At 47.7% G+C, this 19,197-nt stretch carries 16 protein-coding genes; 5 read left to right on the forward strand and 11 right to left on the reverse strand.

Going from position 1 to position 19,197, the window contains the following annotated elements; genetic code table 11:
* Positions 1-452: 452 nt before the first annotated feature.
* Positions 453-830 (reverse strand): LysR family transcriptional regulator substrate-binding protein, encoded by a 378-nt coding sequence (locus VR7878_RS13145; protein ID WP_077336550.1) that lies wholly within the window; start codon positions 828-830, stop codon positions 453-455.
* A 242-nt stretch (positions 831-1,072) separates the two neighbouring features.
* Between VR7878_RS13145 and VR7878_RS13150 the strand changes: the two genes are divergently transcribed.
* Positions 1,073-1,321, forward strand: a complete 249-nt coding sequence (locus VR7878_RS13150) for a hypothetical protein (RefSeq protein ID WP_038182457.1) — start codon at positions 1,073-1,075, stop codon at positions 1,319-1,321.
* 169 nt (positions 1,322-1,490) lie between these two features.
* Here the strand turns inward: VR7878_RS13150 and VR7878_RS13155 are convergent, their stop codons facing one another.
* Together VR7878_RS13155 and VR7878_RS13160 are read right to left on the reverse strand one after the other, a co-directional pair.
* Positions 1,491-1,982, reverse strand: coding sequence for a DUF4865 family protein (locus tag VR7878_RS13155; protein WP_306345803.1), 492 nt, complete (start codon positions 1,980-1,982; stop codon positions 1,491-1,493).
* Between the two features lie 62 nt (positions 1,983-2,044).
* Complete coding sequence (locus VR7878_RS13160; RefSeq protein ID WP_077336551.1) at positions 2,045-2,362, reverse strand: carboxymuconolactone decarboxylase family protein; 318 nt, start codon at positions 2,360-2,362, stop codon at positions 2,045-2,047.
* Between the two features lie 105 nt (positions 2,363-2,467).
* Here VR7878_RS13160 and VR7878_RS13165 point away from each other — a divergent pair, with 105 nt between their 5' ends.
* Both VR7878_RS13165 and VR7878_RS13170 read left to right on the forward strand, forming a co-directional pair.
* Complete coding sequence (locus VR7878_RS13165; protein ID WP_235862880.1) at positions 2,468-3,340, forward strand: LysR substrate-binding domain-containing protein; 873 nt, start codon at positions 2,468-2,470, stop codon at positions 3,338-3,340.
* 200 nt (positions 3,341-3,540) lie between these two features.
* Positions 3,541-4,707, forward strand: coding sequence for an MFS transporter (locus VR7878_RS13170; protein WP_261855970.1), 1,167 nt, complete (start codon positions 3,541-3,543; stop codon positions 4,705-4,707).
* Positions 4,708-4,909: 202 nt separating this feature from the next.
* Here the strand turns inward: VR7878_RS13170 and VR7878_RS13175 are convergent, their stop codons facing one another.
* From VR7878_RS13175 to VR7878_RS13200, 6 genes are all read right to left on the reverse strand, one after another.
* The gene (locus VR7878_RS13175) at positions 4,910-6,502 is read right to left on the reverse strand and encodes a methyl-accepting chemotaxis protein (RefSeq protein WP_077336553.1); all 1,593 of its coding nucleotides are present in this window, start codon (positions 6,500-6,502) and stop codon (positions 4,910-4,912) included.
* 109 nt (positions 6,503-6,611) lie between these two features.
* Positions 6,612-7,061 (reverse strand): redox-sensitive transcriptional activator SoxR, encoded by a 450-nt coding sequence (gene soxR, locus VR7878_RS13180; protein WP_139344087.1) that lies wholly within the window; start codon positions 7,059-7,061, stop codon positions 6,612-6,614.
* 123 nt (positions 7,062-7,184) lie between these two features.
* Positions 7,185-7,742: a GNAT family N-acetyltransferase gene (locus VR7878_RS13185; protein ID WP_235862882.1), complete on the reverse strand. Its 558-nt coding sequence runs from the start codon at positions 7,740-7,742 to the stop codon at positions 7,185-7,187.
* Positions 7,743-7,803: 61 nt separating this feature from the next.
* Positions 7,804-9,216 carry an efflux transporter outer membrane subunit gene (locus VR7878_RS13190; RefSeq protein ID WP_077336554.1) on the reverse strand — a complete coding sequence of 471 codons (1,413 nt, stop codon included), beginning with the start codon at positions 9,214-9,216 and terminating at the stop codon, positions 7,804-7,806.
* 6 nt (positions 9,217-9,222) lie between these two features.
* Positions 9,223-12,354, reverse strand: a complete 3,132-nt coding sequence (locus tag VR7878_RS13195) for a multidrug efflux RND transporter permease subunit (protein ID WP_077336555.1) — start codon at positions 12,352-12,354, stop codon at positions 9,223-9,225.
* Positions 12,355-12,407: 53 nt separating this feature from the next.
* Positions 12,408-13,577 (reverse strand): efflux RND transporter periplasmic adaptor subunit, encoded by a 1,170-nt coding sequence (locus VR7878_RS13200; protein ID WP_235862883.1) that lies wholly within the window; start codon positions 13,575-13,577, stop codon positions 12,408-12,410.
* 99 nt (positions 13,578-13,676) lie between these two features.
* Here VR7878_RS13200 and VR7878_RS13205 point away from each other — a divergent pair, with 99 nt between their 5' ends.
* Together VR7878_RS13205 and VR7878_RS13210 are read left to right on the forward strand one after the other, a co-directional pair.
* The gene (locus VR7878_RS13205) at positions 13,677-14,444 is read left to right on the forward strand and encodes a response regulator (protein ID WP_077336556.1); all 768 of its coding nucleotides are present in this window, start codon (positions 13,677-13,679) and stop codon (positions 14,442-14,444) included.
* Positions 14,441-15,526 (forward strand): ATP-binding protein, encoded by a 1,086-nt coding sequence (locus VR7878_RS13210; RefSeq protein WP_077336557.1) that lies wholly within the window; start codon positions 14,441-14,443, stop codon positions 15,524-15,526. The genes VR7878_RS13205 and VR7878_RS13210 overlap by 4 nt, the downstream gene beginning before the upstream one ends.
* A 97-nt stretch (positions 15,527-15,623) precedes the next feature.
* Here the strand turns inward: VR7878_RS13210 and VR7878_RS13215 are convergent, their stop codons facing one another.
* The gene (locus VR7878_RS13215; RefSeq protein ID WP_077336558.1) at positions 15,624-17,180 is read right to left on the reverse strand and encodes an alanine/glycine:cation symporter family protein; all 1,557 of its coding nucleotides are present in this window, start codon (positions 17,178-17,180) and stop codon (positions 15,624-15,626) included.
* Between the two features lie 470 nt (positions 17,181-17,650).
* Positions 17,651-19,177, reverse strand: a complete 1,527-nt coding sequence (dgt, locus tag VR7878_RS13220) for a dGTPase (protein ID WP_077336559.1) — start codon at positions 19,175-19,177, stop codon at positions 17,651-17,653.
* Positions 19,178-19,197 lie beyond the last annotated feature (20 nt).

The raw sequence follows: 19,197 nt of genomic DNA on the forward strand, positions 1-19,197 counted from the left end.
CCTTCAAACTGGAAAACTTTGCCAGACAGAACATCCAAGTAAATTACTATACAAAAGTAATGTAGGTAAAGAGCCAGTACAACTCACTCTGACTCGGACATTAAGATACAGTTATTTGCTCGAGGATTTGCTCGGCTTTAGGTCCGGAGTGTTTCCTGGCGTTTTTTTGTTGTCACGTCGACGTTGATCTGGCTTGCCTGTTGAATCGGCGATTGGTTTTGGTCCTGGTTTCAAACCCATGATTTAATCCTTTTATTTAATGAGGTTATTCCTCGCTGTATAATATTTGGGCAATGCCGATGGCTTTCAAGATGTGTATGAAAAATCATCTAAAAATATGCTTAATGCTCCTTACTGATCACTTATGTTTTGATGCGCTATCTAAAATGTACAGTGGCAAGTTGGAGGTACAAGAAGGGTGAGGGGGTATTTGTTGAAGAGGAGATAATAATTTAATACCTTTTTTTTGTTAATTCCATCATTAATGTTGCTGGTCGAGATGTTGAATGTTTTGGTACCATCATGCCAAATTGCCGACACATGGGGGGATTTAGCGGCAGCACTCGTAAACCTTTACGATTTTCTGGTAAGTTTGATTCCGGAACTAGGCTGATACCTTCCCCCGCTCGTACAAGGGCAACTGCGCTGACCCAATCACGTACCTCTATTCTCACGTCCGACAGCGATAAACCAGCATCAGCCATAATTGAGGCCGCATGCACATGGCATCCCCCGGTAGCTAATACAAATGGCTCGTTCGTCAATTCGACCAATGACAGTTCTTTGTGTTGCGCTAGATGATGCCATAGTTTCTCCTTCGATGTTTTCATACTGCCCAGACCAAGCTACAATTTTGGGGTTGAATGGTCTCGCGGCTTCTTCAGCTTGCCGGGTGCGGTACAGGTAAACAATGTTCAATCTTACCATGAGTGCGGATTGGCTGGAGTTGGACTGATTCATCAGGCCGTCTACACCAGCAATAAAAATGTTCATGTTTGACGATATCAAAGAGTAAACATGAACCTTAAATTATGCTACCGTAAACCGATATTCAACTTGATGGAGATAAATTATGAACGGCAGTTGGGCTGACTTCTTTCCGTACTTTGCTGGTGCCTTTAAGATTATTGTATTAGGGATTGTGGCCTACTTAGCCATTAAATGGCATTTTGATGAAGAGCGACGGGTGAGAGAAGCAGAAGGTGCGGTATTTGATACACCAAGTGCCATGAAAAAGTTGTCAATGATATTCGCCTTTATCGCCTTTTTCGTTGTGCTGATCGTTCTGGTGGTTTATGCGACGAACTGGGTACTTTACTGACGGGGTTACTACAAAGATAGAGACTCATCACAAAGAAATCAGCGAGTGTATCTCGGTGAAGTAATGACCATCATTGTTGCTTTTCGTCGTAAAATGAATGCGCGAAAAGAGCTATGGCTCAGGCGGAGCAGTGATAAGTGACTGCCCCACCAAAGTTGGTGGCGAAAGCTTAGCCCCGGGCCACATATCCTACTGCATAAAGCTCTTGCCCTTGGTAGGCACTGAGCTCAGCGTCGCAAATCCATGTGACGCTCAGTGTTTGCCAGGCATGGTAATTGATGCCTTGGATATCCGTTTCCGTTTGTTGATTGGCATCATGAGCAATAGATGCAAAGTGATGCTGTTCAGCGGGTGGTGTCGGCACAGTATCAAGAAACCAAGTTTCGACGTTGGGCCGGCCAAATTGCTGACACAGCGCTTTGAATCCGTCACTGTTGAGAAAGGCCATCATCGCCTGATGATCTTCCCACACATACAAGGGCGCATAGCAATTCACCGGGCTGTGATATTGCGTTGCATCCTGACGTGCATATAAGTAAGCCTTGAACACTAACCCCGGCCAGCCATCTAATAAATATCCCTTATCTTTGATCCTGCGTTCTATCAGTTCCATGTCGTAATCAGCAGGGAGTACGAATTTGTATTGCATTGCTATCATCATGATTTCTCCTGTGAATCTGTGGCTGGAATACCACAAGTAAAAGACCAGTCTTCCGCCTGATTTCATTGAGACGGGGTTGTATCTAAACGTTCGAACGCTGAGGCGGCGACAGGCCATCCGGCATAAAAGGCTAAGTGGGTGATTGCCGCGCTAAGCTCTTCGGTACGCAAGCCATTGTTCAACGCACGCGTCAGGTGGCCGGGTAATTGTTCCATTCGGTTGAGCACCACAAGGGCGGTAACCGTGATTAAACTCCGGTCTCTTTGGCTGAGTGTGTCATCCTGCCAAACTTGTCCGAAGAGCACCTCTGAAGTGAGCTGGTGGAACTGAGGCGCAAGCCGGGCAATCATTGCCATGAGTTCGGTTTCCTGAGCAGTCATCTGTTTTCCTCGCCTGATTGAAGTGACAGGGAAATCATAAGTTGAAATTTTGATTCAAAAAATCAAAACTATTGGTATTAATTGTTTTGTTTTTCGGGATTATTGATGATGCGTAGCCTTGATTTAGATGCTTTGCGGTGTTTTGTGTTAGGGATTGAACTGGGCAGTTTTGCACTTGCCGCCGAGCGGCTGAACCGTTCTCCGTCTGCCGCCAGCGCACAGTTAAAGAAGCTCGAACAGCAGTGTCAAACACAGTTAGCCGTGAAAGTGGGGCGGAATCTTGAACCGACGGAGGCCGGGGAAGTGGTGCTGGGATACGCCCGGCGAATGTTGCAGTTAAATGATGAATTACTGAACCGTCTGAGCGGCAGCCGACTGGCAGGTAAAGTCACCTTTGGCTTACAAGAAGATTTTAGTGATGTGCTATTACCCCAATTGTTAGGTGCGTTTTCACGCAGCCATCCACAAATACAATTACAGTCAATTGTCGGACGTCATCAAGAGCTACTGCGTGATATTGTCTCTGGTGAGTTAGACTTCTCACTGGGATGGATGGGTGAAAAAAGTGCGCCTTACAGTGAGTTTTTAGCGGAATTACCCATGCAATGGTATGGACCGGCCAGTAAACACCTCAGAGAATCCGTGCTGATGGCGCAGCCTTTGCCGTTAGTGATGCTGGACGGCTCATGCCTGATCCGTCAGCAAGCCACCGAAGCGCTAGATCATCACGGGATCCCGTGGAAAATTAACTTTGTTGGCAGAAGCTTAAGTAATTTATGGCGTGCCGTTGAAGCCGGGTTAGGGATTACCGTACGTTCCTCTTTCAGCCACCCGGAGAGCATAACCAAACTGAGCGGTTTACCATCGTTGGGGAAACTCAAATTGTGTCTGGACAGAAGCCAATATCAGCTCGATGACGTTCAGGCTCAGTTGTATGCAGAATTGAAACAGCAGCTATTGCAGTATCTGGAAATTTAGGGGGCAGACTGCTCTCGACGCTATCAATATATTCCAAATAAAGGGTTGGTGTTTGAGGTGGAATTCAGAACATTTCTCAACAAAATTCTCAAGAATACATATGATGCGAATACGCAAGGACTCTATTAAATATGTTTGATTCTCCGTCCTCTTTGCAAGGGAGAAAACCTTCGAACCCCCAGCTAAATAATCGCGTTCTGATGATATTAGCCATATCCGTTTTTTTGGTCGGCGCAACAGAATTTATGCTGTCTTCTATGTTGCGTCCTCTTGCTGATGCCTTCAATACCACGACCGTCAATGCATCATGGCTGGTTGCCAGTTATGCGATTGCTTATGCTGTCTCTGCGCCTATTTTAGGGTACATATCAGATAGAATTGACCGGCGCTCGTTACTGTTATTGGCTCTTCTGGCATTTTCTATTGATGGTGCCGCGATTTCGTTTGCTCCAACGTTTGAGGTTGCTGTTGGTCTACGTGTTTTTGGTGGGATTGCTTCTGCGATTATTATCCCAACGACCTTTGCTCTGATTTCAGAATGGGTGCCCCGGATGAATCAGGCAAAAGCGATGGGAATATTGATGTTAGGGATGACTGCCGGAATTGCTTTTGGACCGGCACTTGCAGGTATACTTACCGAAGAAATCAGTTGGCGTGCGCCATTTACAATCACGTCATTAGGCTGTGTGATGGTCTTTATTGTTGGTTTTTACATTCTTCCTCAAACAGGTAAACAGCCAATAATTTGCCAAAATCGTACTGGACGTTGGTATAGGAAATGGCTTGTTTGGCGGCCATTAGTTGCTAAAGGCTGCTGGAATGGTTCCGGTGTTGCCGCTTTCTTACTCTCCGGAGAAATCCTACAACACCGATTCGGATATGATGCGGCAGAGATAGGGATGACCGTGACTGCGTTTGGTCTTGGTCTTGGCCTTGGCAACCTTGGCGCGGGGATATTAAAAAAGAAATGTCGGCGCGAGGAATTATCATTAGTGGTCGTAACTACTGTGCTGATGTTATCCGTTTCTATATTTATGCTGGTCACACTATCTGTCTTTGGCACGATTATCTGTCTTGTCGCTTGGGGGGCTGCTCTGGGAGCCGGAGCACCATCAAGTACGGTCATTCTGGCAGAGCGCTCAGCTCAGGATAAAGGCACGGTCTTATCGTTTGCTGAAACAATGAACAATATTGTCATTTTTGCTGCGATACCACTCGCTTCATTGTTATTGGCAACACAAGGTACAAAAGAAGCGTATACGGTCATTGCGTTTGGTTTGGGGATAGGACTATTGCTGACGGTGACTGATGCCATTGAAGCCGTCAGGAAAGAAGCGACATCCAAAATAGACGAATCCTTCCGATAGCGGGTAACTTTTTATAGCTACCCGCTAATTCAGTTCGTGTCATGAGCAACACGATATTTTATCGGTGATGCTGACTTTGGTTCCAGAGAAACGGAACGTTTTTAGTGGCAGAGCAGCATTAGCAAGATTGCTCCTGTGCCTGCCATCATTTCCCGGGCAAAACTTGGATCAAGTCTTCAGTCCGGGATTTAGCCATGCCGTCTTACACACCAAAGCGTTGGATTTGCAGTTTTAACGCATCGACTTGTGCTAACAGTTGCTCCTTCACTGTGACACTAGCGCGGGTTAAGTCCGCATTTTCACTGGCGTTACTGGCAATACTTTCGATTTGCTGATTCAAATGCAGCGACGATTGACTTTGCTCATGGGTTTTCGCGGTTATCTCTTGGTTAGAGCGACTAAAATCATTAATCGCGGAGATAATTTCATCAAATAATACCATGGCGCTTTGGGCTTCAGATGACACTTTACCGGTTAGCTCTTGCGAGTCTCGCATCGCATTGGCAGCGCTACTTGAACCTTTTTGAATCCGTTCAACCACGGTTTGAATCTCAATTGTTGAGGTATGGGTACGATTTGCCAAGTTGCGTACCTCATCGGCAACCACCGCAAAACCACGTCCGGATTCTCCGGCTCGCGCAGCTTCAATCGCCGCATTGAGCGCCAGCAAATTGGTTTGTTCTGCAATACTGCGAATGACCTCCAGCACCGAACCAATGTTTTGTCCGTCTTCTTCGAGTGTACTGATCACACTGGAAGCCTGTGTCATTGAGCTGACCACTTCATCGAGAGATTTCACGGTACTTTCCAGCGTTTTCTGGCCTGTTGCTGAGCGCTCCTGTACTTGTGTCGCGCTGAGCAGCGTCTGACTGGCTGACTCAGCGACTTCATTCAGTGACAGGCTCATGTCTTGGATGGATGATGCAACCTCATTGGTATCATGATTCTGTCTGCGTGCCCGCTCATCGATTTGTTGCAGGTTATCGCCAATTGAATCAGCGAGACGGGTGGTGTTTTGCATCGTGTCACTGACCTGATTGACGATTTTGAAAACCACGTCGATAAAATGATTGATATGTCCGGCTAATTGTCCAATTTCATCGTTACTCTTTACATCGAGCTTCATATTTAGGTTGCCATTTGAGCTACCCAGTGAAGCAATACGTGTGATCATAAAATGGAGCGGCTTAAGGACTAATGTTTTAACGGTCATCACCACCGCGATAGCAATTAAAATTGCAGCGATTAAAACGATGAGTGAATAGTTTTTTATGCTCGCGGTCGTGCTCTCCAGTGCGATGGCTGTTTTCTCAACTTTTTCATCGCCGGATTCCTCCAGATGCCCGATAAATTCTTGCATCGCGTCAAACTGAGCCAGTAGTGTCTTTAAAGCGCCGGACTGAGCGTTATCACTGGCGTTGAGTAAAGCATTTTTACTGGTTTCAAATTCGGTCAGGTAAATATCTAACTGTCTGGTTTTATCTGGCTCAATTAGTCCGGCCTCTTTGAGCCGTTGGAAAGATTCTGTGGTTAAAGCAGTGTGCTCGTTTAAGGCTTCTAACGTTTTATCTCTGGAAACTTCACCGGATGCAAAGCGTTGTAACTGAATCAACTGTCCCTGTAACCCGATTGTGCCTTCCATCGCGCCATCAGCGGTTGACCATGCAGGCCCGGTCACAAACTCGATCGCATTAATTAATTTGCTTATGCCTGAGTAACTTATCCAATAATTAATCACAACCAGCGAGATAAGCACGCTAATACTAAGATAGAGCTTCGAGCTAATTTTCATCATCCATTCTCAAATGCCTTCAATATTACATAACTATAGAATTAATTATGGTTTCTGCTACTCAAGGACATCATTAGCTCGATGGTGCTTTGTGACAACATGTTGCAAAGTCTTACTGACTCATCAGATGCGGACCTGCGCCTTTTTCACCTAATTTATCGTAGGGATTGAGAAGCCGGCATCTTTCAAGCGAAAGACAGCCGCAGCCAATGCAATCGGTCATCATGTCTCTTAACTCAGTCAACTGCGTTATTTTTTTATCGAGTTCGGTTTTCCATCGGGAACCCAATGCTTCCCAATCCTCAAGTGTGACACGGGCACGGTTCGGCAGGCCTTCAAGCTCCGCTAAAATATCGTCCAAAGAAAAACCGGTTCGTTGAGCAACTTGAATCAGTGAGACAATCCGAATGACGTGTTTGGGGTATTGTCTGTGATTGGCAGCGTTTCTCTGACTCTTGATTAAGCCTTTTTTCTCATAGAAATGTAACGCTGACACTGCAACGCCGGTTCTTTCACTCAGTACGCCGACTGAGATCCACTCTGGGATGATTTTCTTCTGCATTCGTCTGTTGACCTCAACTTAAGTTTAGGTCTTATGATAAGTATCAACCGAGTATTGCTCAAGTTTTGTTCTTCATCATCCTACTGAAGAGCTGCGTGTTGCTGAATATCAATTTGATTTCAATTATTCGTCAGTTGGCGGCGTCATCACTTTCTCAAAGATGAAGTATTCATATTCATATAAATCCGTCAGGTTGTAATCGCGGAGATCGGCAGGGAAGTGCGTATCCGGATGATAGCGATTGTAAAATTCAGTAATGTGGAAGCCACACTTGTTGAGATAAAAGTGGACGTTTCTTTTTTCAAAGTAGGGCGTTCCGGTTTGCCAGACCTTGGTTGCCGGATAGGCCGCTTCTATCGCCTGCCATGCAGCAAGGCCGAGCCCTTGGTTATGATTGTCTGAGTCGATAAAAAACCATTCTAGTTCATGATGTTGCGTCTCTTCGTTGATCTGCAGAACCGCGCCGCCAACGGGGTTATCATTGGATAAGATATGGTAGAGAACCATATTCTCCGCATCAAATGACGACTCAATATCTTTATCTGAGGGAATGGGTTTACCATGATACTGACCAAACTCTTTGATCACTGCATCGGTGAATGCGGTCTTTAATTTTTGTTTGAATTCGAGCCGGTCTTCTTGTTGAACCGGCATGAGTGTGACGTGTTTTTCTTGCATCATGGAAATCACCTTTTACTGAATATAAATGCTGCTGATTGAGTATACCGCGCGAGCCGAACCGTTAATGCGATTCAGAGGAGGCCACTAATCCGCCACCTAACGCTTTGTATAGAAATACGGTATTATTTAAAGCTTGTTGTTTGAGTTCCAGCCATGTTTGTTGTGCCGCGTAGAGTTGCCTTTGCGCATCCAGTAACGTCAAATGTCTTTCCACACCTGCCTGATAACGCAGTTTAGACAGGTGTGCTCTGCGCTGTTCTGCTGCGACAACGTTCATTTGTGCCGCGATTTGTTGTTGATATGTTTCACTGCCTGATAAACCATCCGCAACTTCTTTAAACGCGGTCTGGATGGTTTTTTCATATTGCGCGATGGCACTGGAGCGGTTGACTTTTGCCAGTTGTAATGATGCATCAAGCCTTCCCCCTTGGAATATGGGCAGCTCGATTTGTGGCGACAATGACCATACGGAATGCCCTGAACCGACCAGATGCTGGATATCTGAACTGGCATAGCCAATGGCACTGGTCAGAGAGATGCGAGGGAAGTAAGCGGCTCGCGCTGCACCAATATCTTCATTGGCTGCGATGAGGTTTTGCTCTGCCTGCAAAATATCCGGCCGATACAGTAATAAATCCGAAGGCAGTCCTGCGGGGAGCCGGTTCATGACACCTTGGTCTGCCAGTGTCCGGGGCGCCGGGAGATCGGCTGGTAAGCTCGAACCGACAAGGAGCCGCAGCGAATTTCCGGCTTGTGTCAATGCGCGTATTTTGGCCGCTCGGTTGGCCTGAGCACTGGCGACCTGACTCTCCGCCTGAGCGACATCAAGTGCACTGGTTTGATTGCCCATTCTGAGCTTTTGTGTCAAGTCGAGCGACTTCTGCCAGTCAGTTAACGTTTTCTCGGTCAGCTTGAGTTGTTCAGCGGCCAGACGTTCAGAAAAATAAGCGTCAGCAATTGAACTGATCAGTGCAACTTGTGCGGCCTTACGGCCATAATCACTGGCTAAGTAACGCGCAAATGCAGCATCTGACAGTGAACGCATACGGCCGAATAAGTCAATTTCAAACGCGCTGAAGCCAATATTCAGATTGTTCTGTTGTTGGATTTCCGATGTTGTGACACCGCTGTCGTTTGTTCGGGTTCGTTGGCGACTGGCACTCATGGTTAAATCCAGATGAGGAATTCGTGCTGAACGCTGAATCCCATATTGGGCTTTCACCGCTTCAACATTGAGGATCGCAATCCGTAAATCGCGGTTATTGGCCAATGCCAGCTCGATGATCTTCTGTAAGCGCTCGTCACTGAATATATTCCGCCAGCCAAGTTCGGCAGTTGGCGTTGAAAGCGTCCCTGCCTGACTGTCATGGGGCGGATAGCCTGCCGGTACAGGGAGTGCGGGCTTGGTCATTTCGGGCGTCAGGGAGCAGGCTGAAAGTAAACCCGTCAGACAAAAAATGAATACACGTATCATATTAACTTAACCTTTGGACTGTACCGATGAATTTTGTTTCGCTTTTCGCCAGTTGGTGAGGCGTTCTTGAAAATACGTCACGAATACAAAAAATGTCGGAACAAAGTAGATAGCAAGGACAGTCGCACTGACCATGCCGCCAAATACACCCGTCCCAATCGCATGTTGTGTTTCGTGACTCGCACCGCTTGCCAGCATGAGCGGCACAACGCCCAGACCAAATGCCAGCGAGGTCATCAAGATTGGCCGTAAGCGTAATTGAGCGGCTTGTGTGGCAGACTCAATTAATCCGTGACCTTGTTCGTGTAGTTGTTTGGCAAATTCAACGATCAGAATGGCATTCTTCGCCGACAAGCCAATCACGGTAATCAGACCAACTTTAAAAAACACATCATCAGGCAGGCCGCGTAGTGTCACGGCAATTACCGCGCCCAGCAAACCTAGCGGAACCACCAACATCACGGACAGTGGAATCGACCAGCTTTCGTAGAGGGCGGCCAGCACTAAAAATACCACCAGCATGGAGAGCGCCATCAGCAATGGTGCCTGTGAAGCCGATTGACGTTCTTGTAAAGATTGTCCTGTCCACGCAATGGTAAATCCGGAAGGAAGTTGTTTTGCGAGTCGTTCAACTTCGGCCATTGCTTCGCCACTGGAGACGCCGGACGCGGCACTGCCGGAAATGCGTAACGCCGGATAGCCCTGAAAACGAACAAACTGCGGTGAAGTTTCACGCCAGCTTGGCGTGATGAATTCTGACAGTGCCACCATACCGTTATTTTGATTGCGCACATAAAGTTGCAGGACATCATCGATCTGCATCCTTGCCGGAGCATCCGCCTGCATGATGACTTGCTGCATTCGTCCGGCATTGGGGAAATCGTTGATGTATAACGATCCCATTGCGGTTGATAGTGTGTCACTGATATCTGTATATGAGACGCCTAATGTTGCTGCTTTCTGACGATCAATCTCTAAATGAATGCTTGTTCCCGAGGGAAGCCCGTCTGAGTATACCTCGGTCAGTTTCGGACTTTTTTCAGCGAGCGCCAATAGTTGCGCTTCCGCTTCTTTGAGCGCTTGCTCACTATGACCGCTCCGATCCTGTAAAAAGAAACTGATCCCCGAGCTGGTGCCGAGTTCTTCAATCGCGGGAGGCATCATATGCATGACGGTGCCTTCCGGTACATCAGCCATCGCTTGCTGAGCCAGTAATAATTCCTGCCGTGTTGAAGTGTCATCGCGGGTTTCCCAATCTCGTAAGGTGGTAAAGGTTTGGGCGGTATTGGTGCCTGAACCGGAAAAACCAAACCCGATCACCGTCATGGTGGACTGCACCGCAGGCCGGGAGAGGATATAGTCTTCAAACTTTTTGACGATGGTTAAGGTTCGCTCGGCCGTAGCATCCGCAGGCAACTGAATATTGGTCATAAAATATCCCTGATCTTCTTCGGGCAGAAACGAAGTGGGTAACTGGCGGAATATGACAACCAGTAGCGCACTCAGCACAATAAAGAGCATCATCATGCGTCCTTTACGCCGAATACAGCCTTGTACATGAACCGCATAGCGCTGGTTGAGATGTTCAAAGCCGCGGTTGAACCCTTGAAAGAATCTGCGTTTTTCGTGTGTCGCCTTGACCGGCTTGAGCAGCGTGGCACACAAGGCCGGTGTCAGGGTGAGGGCTAAAAATGCAGAAAACAGAATAGAGACTGCCATGGAGAGGGTAAACTGCCGATAGATCACACCTACCGAATCTCCGGCCAGACCCATCGGAATAAAGACTGCGGTGAGAACCAGCGTAATACCGATAATCGCACCCGTGATCTCTTTCATAGCGATTGTTGTGGCGGCCGGTGGCGAGAGCCCTTTTTCTGACATCAGGCGCTCGACATTCTCGACGACAACAATGGCATCATCAACGATGATCCCGATCGCGAGCACCATACCGAACATGGTCAGTACGTTAATTGAAAATCCTGTGACCAACATGATGGTGAATGTCCCCAGCAGCGCAATCGGGGCGACGATTGCCGGGATGAAGGTATAGCGAATATTCTGCAAAAATAAGAACATCACGCAGAAGACCAAAATCATCGCTTCAATTAACGTCTGGATCACTTTGTAGATCGAGACTTTGACGAAAGGAGCGGTATTAAACGGGATTGAATCTTTCATCCCTGCCGGCAGGCTGTGCCTTAATTCCGCGAGCCGTTGTTCGACGGCCTCCGCTGTGCTGAGTGCATTCGCCCCAGGTCTCAGGAGGATCGCGGCAGCCGTGGCATTTTTACCATTTTCCCGGTTTAAAAAACCATAGGATTGCGACCCGATCTCCACGCGAGCCACGTCACCTAACACCACTTTGGCACCATTGGTCTTGGTTCGCAGAATAATATTGGCAAATTGTTCCGGGGTCGTTAACTGACTTTGTACTGTTAATGGCACGGTCACACGCTGTCCGGATATGGTTGGTGCAGCCCCGACGCTGCCGGGAGCGATTTGAGCATTTTGTTGCGTCACAGCCTGACTGATATCTGCCATGGTTAAGCCCCGAGCATTGAGTTGATCCGGTTTGACCCAGATACGCATCGCTTTTTCTGCACCGAATGACTGTACCCGTCCGACCCCGTCAATTCGGCGGAGTTCTTCAACAATATTACGGGACAGATAGTCGTTGAGGGCGACTTCATCGAAGCGGCCGTCATCCGATCTTAATCCGACAATCATGAGAAAGTTCGAGGTGGCTGACTCAACACTTAGCCCGTTCTGACGGACAGCCTGCGGCAGTCGTGATTCAATCGTTTTGAGCTGATTCTGAATATCAACCTGAGCAATATCGGGATTGGTTCCGGGTTTGAACGTGGCGGTGATTGAGGCTGAGCCGGAGGTATCTGCGGATGATTCGAAGTACATCAGGTTCTTTACATTGGATAATTCGCTCTCGATGAGACTTAAAACTCCGTCGTTCATCGCTTTGGGCGTCGCCCCCGGATAAGTGGCCATAATACTGACGGTTGGCGGTGCCACCGATGGATAGCGGGAGACCGGCAATTTCGGAATCGCCAGACAGCCGAATAAGATAATAAATAGTGCAATCACCCACGCAAAGACCGGGCGCTGTATGAAAAACTGAGACATAAGAGGACACTCTCACCTAAATCATGGATTGTGGATGTGTTGACTGTGAATATTTAAAGGGTCGCTGACGATTGCCATGGCCGTTGATGAACTGTCATACCGTCTCGCAGTCTTTCTTTACCTTCAACGACTGCATGATCCCCGGGATGCAGACCGGATTTGATATGGTATTGGCCTTGCACCAATGCACCGAGTGAGACGGCTTTCAGTGCTGCTTTGTCTTGGGAGTCGATGATCCAGACATGGGGCATACCGCCGATGTGGGTGATGGCTTGCTGCGGCACGGTCAGGGCGTTGGCATAACGCGAGCGTAAAACACGGGCTTTGACAAACATCCCCGGTAGCAACAGGCGCTGCTTGTTATCAACCAACACCCGCAATAAAACATCTCCGGTGTTGGTATCAATATTGATCCCTGAAAATAGCAGTTGCCCTTGCAGCGGATAAGGCTGCCCGTTCGAGCGTAAAATACTGATATTGGTTGGTGTTGCAGCGATTGGTTCAGCCGTATCTGCTGCGAACGTCTCACGGAGTGATTCAAGTGATGATGACGGACGGCGGATATCGATAAAAACTTGGTCAATCTGCTCAATGCGTGTCATCGGGGTATTATCTGAGCGGCTGACAAGCGCCCCTTCGGTGACGAGAGTCTGATCAATGCGTCCAGCAATCGGGGCGGTGACACTGGCATATTTTAAATCCAGCAAGCGACGAGCAAGCGATGCTTTTGTTTGGGCAACGTCTGCACTGGCCTGATCGCGTTGTAAAACGGCATCATCATATTCCTGACGACTAATCGCGTCTGCCTCAACCAGCGGTCTGAGATAGGCGACTTTTTCTAAAGCGCGTTTTAAGGTCACTTTCGCTTTCTGTAAATTGGCTTTGGCCGTATCAACATCCGCTTGAAAGGGCGTCGGGTCAATTTGAAATAAGGGTTGACCGGCTTTGACTTCAGCTCCTTGTTTGAAGAGGCGATGTTGAACGATACCACTGACTTGTGGGCGGATCTCTGCGACGCGGACAGCCGCGACTCTTGCCGGTAGATCTTCAAAGATATCCAGTTGAGCTGGTTGCATCGTCATAGTTGAAACGAAAGGGACATCAGCCTGAGGTGCTGTTTCTTTATCTGTTTTTTTATCGTTCTCAGGCTGATGACAAGCTACTAAAAAGAGCAGGGTCAATATATGTAAGTGACAACGGACACATATATTTATCTTTTTCACTGAGGTATCCTTTTGTTAATCATTGAAGCGCTGGCGCTAGAGATAGGTTAAGTCTACCGCCCCTATGTGGAGGTTGTGCCGAGTAAATGTGGAGATTTGATGGAGATGAATGATTTACGCTTTGATGCGCAGAAATGGTGTGCTGATTCAGAAGGCGCAGAAGCAAATCATCAGGCTCTGATTCTGATCGCTGAGGATGAGCCCGAAATTGCAGATATACTGGCGGCGTATTTAGCACGCAGCGGGATGCGTACCGTACATGCAAGTGACGGGGTAAAAACACTGGCGCTTCATTCATCGCTGAAACCTGATCTGATCTTGCTCGATATTCAGATGCCGAAGATGGATGGATGGAAAGTTCTGGCTGAGCTGCGTCAGCACAGTCATACCCCCGTCATCATGTTGACGGCGATGGATCAGGATGTCGATAAACTGGTGGCGCTGAGAATTGGTGCCGATGATTATGTGATTAAACCGTTCAATCCGGCTGAAGTTGTGGCGAGGGTTCAGGCCGTGCTTAGGCGGACAATGGACAGTCGTCAACACCATGAGCAGCGGATATTGCGTGTTGCTCCCTTCGACGTTGACTTAGACAGCCATGAAATCTCAGTCAATCAAGACGGGCAGCGCTATTTGCTCTCTTTAACGCTCACTGAATTTAAGTTACTGACTCATTTTATTCGCTCACCGAAGCGGGTCTTTACCCGGGGGGAGTTATTGGATGCGTGTTTACCGGAAGGCGACACTCTGGAACGCACCATTGACAGCCACATCAGTAAGATCCGTAAAAAACTCGAAGCTGTCGGTATTCATGGTATTCCCGCCGGTGTACGTGGGGTCGGGTATCGTTTCAGGGGAGAGTCATGAAATTAGCGGGGCTGAGTCGCCAGATTGCATTATCGATGATGAAAATTGCGATGGGGTCGGCGTTACTCGTGATTTTCGGATCATTTTTATTTTATTACCTGTGGGAAAAGTATTGGCCGAATGACATTCCCAGTGAGAGTGATATCACACCGTCCTTCCCGGAATGGGTTTGGATTCTGTGTACTTTTGTGTTTGTGATTTGGTTCGCTGTCCACGTGGCGATTAAGCTATCCCGACGGATTTTAGAGCCGTTAAACTCTGTTGCGCAAGGGATACGAACCATTGCCGAAGGGGATCTGGATGTACGGGTATCGGTCGGGGATCGTTCATTAGGCGAGGCCGCACTGCTGGCTGAGGATTTCAATCTTTTAGCCGAGAAATTACAACAGATGTCTGAAGCGCAAAACTTTTGGAATGCGGCGATTGCCCATGAATTAAGAACCCCTGTGACTATCTTACGGGGGCGATTACAGGGATTAGCCGAGGGCATTTTTACCCCGGACAAAGCACAGTTTCTGAAGTTATTAACTCAAGTCGAAGGCTTATCTCACTTAATCGAAGATTTAAGAGTTGTCAGTTTAATGAATAGCGGTGAGCTGAACATCAATATCGAAGCGGTCGAGCTCGCTGCGGAAATCAAGTCGGTGACAGATATGGCTGAGAATATGCTGCAGGCCGCAGGGCAATCAGTCAGACTGGACTTGCATACCCAGTCCGTTATCTGTGATTCAATGCGGATCCGGCAAGCATTACTGGCAATACTTGAAAATACCAGCAAATATGCTGTGCCGGGAACCGTGACGATTCATTCAAGGGAACAAGACGGGCGTTATTTTGTCAGTGTTGCCGATCAAGGCCCCGGTATTGAACCGGCATTATTGCCGAATGTGTTTACGGCATTTCACCGGGCAAAAGATACTTCACAGCGAGGGAGCGGGCTAGGCTTAGCCGTCGTTGCAGCGATTGCTCATGCTCATCAGGGTGAAGTGAGCTGTGTGCTCAATGAAGCCGGCGGGACGACTATTGAGTTATGCTGGCCTGCGTCCATCCCTGCTTCAGTGAGCGATACAACGGAGCAGTGATCACGAGTGCCGGAATACATTGGTGACCAACAACAATGAAAAAGGGAGCCGATGCTCCCTTTTAACTATTTATCTATTTTACTATTTTGCTCAACCGTTATGATTCAGCCCGCTCACTCGTCAGGGGCAATACTTCACTGTCAGAGGTTGTGGTCGGTTTCTGACCGGTCAGACGCTCATAGCGACGTTCCCAGTACTCTGCGCCTTTAATGCCCAGTTTCACCGGGTTAAAGGTATATTGCTCAACCCCTTGTTTCTGTTGTTCTTCATAATCACTCAGGGCCGACATCGCCGGTTTGTTGAGGAAGAAGATAATCAGAATCCCGATGATATTGAGCCACGCCATCAGACCGACACCGATATCACCCATTGCCCAAGCGAGGTTAGCGGCTTTCACCGAACCGTAGAACGTTGCACTGAGCAAGACAATCTTGAGTAGGAAGGTCAGTGCCTGAGAGCCAAAACGACGACAAATATAGGCGACGTTGGTTTCAGCGATATAGTAGTAAGCCAGAATGGTAGTAAATGCGAAGAAGAACAGCGCAATCGCAACAAACGTTTTGCCGACGCCCGGCATCGCTTTTTCAATCGCAATCTGCGTAAATGCCGGGCTGTTGGCCGCTACATCGGCAGCCAGATGCTGAACAAGGAATGTCCCTTCAGCTGCACCGTGCACGTTGTAAGCACCGGTAATCAGAATCATAAACGCAGTTGCGGAACAGACCAGCAGCGTATCAATATAAATAGAGAACGACTGAACTAAACCTTGCTGAGCCGGGTGTTGTACATGCGCAGCGGCTGCCGCGTGAGGGCCGGTTCCCTGACCTGCTTCATTGGAGTAGACCCCGCGTTTGACACCCCAGCCAATCGCTGCACCGACACCTGCCATCGGCGTGAATGCATCTCCGATAATCAGACTGAAGACCTGTGGTACCTGACTGATATTGAGCAGGATAATCACGAAAGCGGTAATGATGTATGCAAGTGCCATAAAAGGGACGACAATCTGAGTGAAACTTGCAATACGTTTAACGCCACCGAAAATGATGAAAGCCATCAAAATAGAAATAACAGTTCCGGTTACAATTTTCGCCATACTGAATGTGCCAATGGCGGTCTCAACCATTTCACCACTGCCGAAAGCGGATTCAATCGCATTACCGATACTGTTTGACTGAACGCCCGGTAACATCACGCCACACGCAATGATGGTGGCAACCGCAAAAATCATGGCGTACCATTTTTGTCCCATCGCTTTTTCGATGAAATAAGCCGGCCCACCACGGAACTCCCCATTTTGTTCTTCTTTATAGATTTGAGCCAAAGTTGACTCGGCATAAGCTGTCGCTGCACCGAGAAACGCGACCACCCACATCCAGAAGACTGCGCCAGGGCCGCCAAAGCCGATTGCGGCTGCGACACCGGCAATATTCCCCGTTCCGACACGGCCGGAAAGTGAGACTGCCAAAGCCTGAAAGGAAGAAATCCCCTTCGTTGATGTTTTTGCCGAAAAGAGTAAGCGGCACATTTCTGCAAAGTGACGGACCTGAACAAAGCGAGTCAGGATCGAATAGAAAAGTCCGGCGCCAAGGCATAGATAAATCAGTGCCGGGCTCCAGATGATCCCATTCAAAAAATCAACAAGTGACTGCATGGTTATTTTTCCTGTATTTGAGTGTTGTTGTGTGTCATTGAGGCGGTGTTGTGTTTGCAATATATTCATCTCAATGTAAATCAAATGTTAATATATGTGACTTTCTAATGCTATCTATTTTTAAAACGATGTTAAATTTTGAGTTGTGCCAATAATTTGAATATATATTTCGAATTAAAATTAACTATATAGATAGTTGTGTCAGTTTTGGGTTTATTTATAGAATAATAAATAGCTGATGTTTTTTGGGCATTTTAAGCGAGATGTGACTTGTGAATAAAATATGTTGATATTTTATTCTGCACCCGGTCGGTATAAAGGTCAGAACTTAGTAGGAATGGTTAAATTTTAAACATCTGTGTGGGGTGGGAATGTTTCCGGTGTGGTATTAAACGTGAAACACTATTTTGGTTAAAAATGCTACAAAGATGGTCAACGGCCGATTGACCATCTTTGCGAACAATCGTGATTTACAAGCTATCAATCACACTCAATGCCCGGAACTCATCAAAAGCGAACTGATCAGTCATACCACTGATGTAATCCTGAATCAGTCGGACCCGAAAGTAATATTCCCAGCTGTCTTCATCCAGTGAATACCCTCCCGGGGAATCCCCCCGCTGAATTGCTTTCAGCGCATTTTCGTAGGCGCGCATATGTTTGTTCGGTAACTTTTTATATAAGCGCGCAGGGAGAAGAGGTTTGTTCTCACCGCCCACGATCGCTTCAAACTGCTCTCTGCTTAGTTCTAATAACGGTTTATAGAATTCGAGCAGGCCAGTGATGATCTGATAGCCTTGTAGCTCCCGGGCTTCCACTTCTTTATCACAGAACGCATGTTTTTTGGCGACGTTTTTCAGCGTCTCGACCAGCACATGTTCGGTGCTGTCATCTTCAATCAGCGCACGGTCGAGATTGCCGTGGTATATGGCCTCGATATTGTGAATAAACTGCTCGGCAGCATGTTTCGGCAAGCGCTTGCTGATTTCGACCCGTAAGGTAATAAAAAAGTGGCTCACCGCGCAGTTATTGGCACGTGTGGCACTAGCGAGTGCCGTTTCAACAATGCTATCCATCGTCTCTTGAGCGGCATTCGGGTAATCGGTTTGTCGCAGGCGCTGATACTCAGCTTTCAGTGCGGCACTGGTCTGTTCGATATCTATAATGCCTTTCTCGACGGCATCCTCAATATCAGCGACACCATATGAGATATCATCGGCTGCTTCCATAATATAAGAGAATGGCGCGCGATTGCCTTTTTCCAGAGAAAGAGAACGATACAGTTTATCGATAAAGATCTCTTCACTGAGATAGTAACCGACTTTCTTTTTCAGATATTGCAGCTCACCGGCAGTAAACTGATGACCTTGAGCCTGCAATGTCTTCGGGCTTAATTCATCGCCACGACGGGTATATTTGAGGATCGCTGAGATCTGTGTGTAGGTGAGGTTCAGGCTGAGAATCGAATGAACCAACCGGACGGCCTGAGCATTCCCTTCAAATTCGGTGAGATCCCGTTGCAATGGCTCGGGAAGCGGAATCGTTGCTGCTTTCAACGGAATATAGTGATGGAACCAGTCATTGATTGCCTGCTCTCCGAAGTGACCAAAGGGCGGGTTGCCGACATCATGCATCAGGCACGCCATTTCCACGATCGATTCAAAGTGGCGTTCCAGCGATTCAAGTCCGTAGCGTTCTGCATCTCGCCCCAGCATCTTATAAATTTGCTGTACGATATGACGCCCGACTTGCTGCACTTCCATCGAATGGGTCAGACGACTCCGGACCGAGGAGTTGCGTTCCAGCGGAAAAACCTGCGTTTTTTGTTGCAAGCGTCGAATTGCAGCGGAATTAATGATCCGGCCGCGATCACTTTCAAAGCAGGATAACGACGGGATTTTCCCATTGTGGTTATATGGAATGATACTTTCTTCTTTGCCGTTACTTTGGTCATAAGGGCGGTTGAATCTGAATCTGGCTCTGAAATCGATCGACATAACTGACTCGTTCCATCTGT

Source organism: Vibrio ruber DSM 16370, from assembly GCF_900163965.1.
Lineage (GTDB): Bacteria > Pseudomonadota > Gammaproteobacteria > Enterobacterales > Vibrionaceae > Vibrio > Vibrio ruber.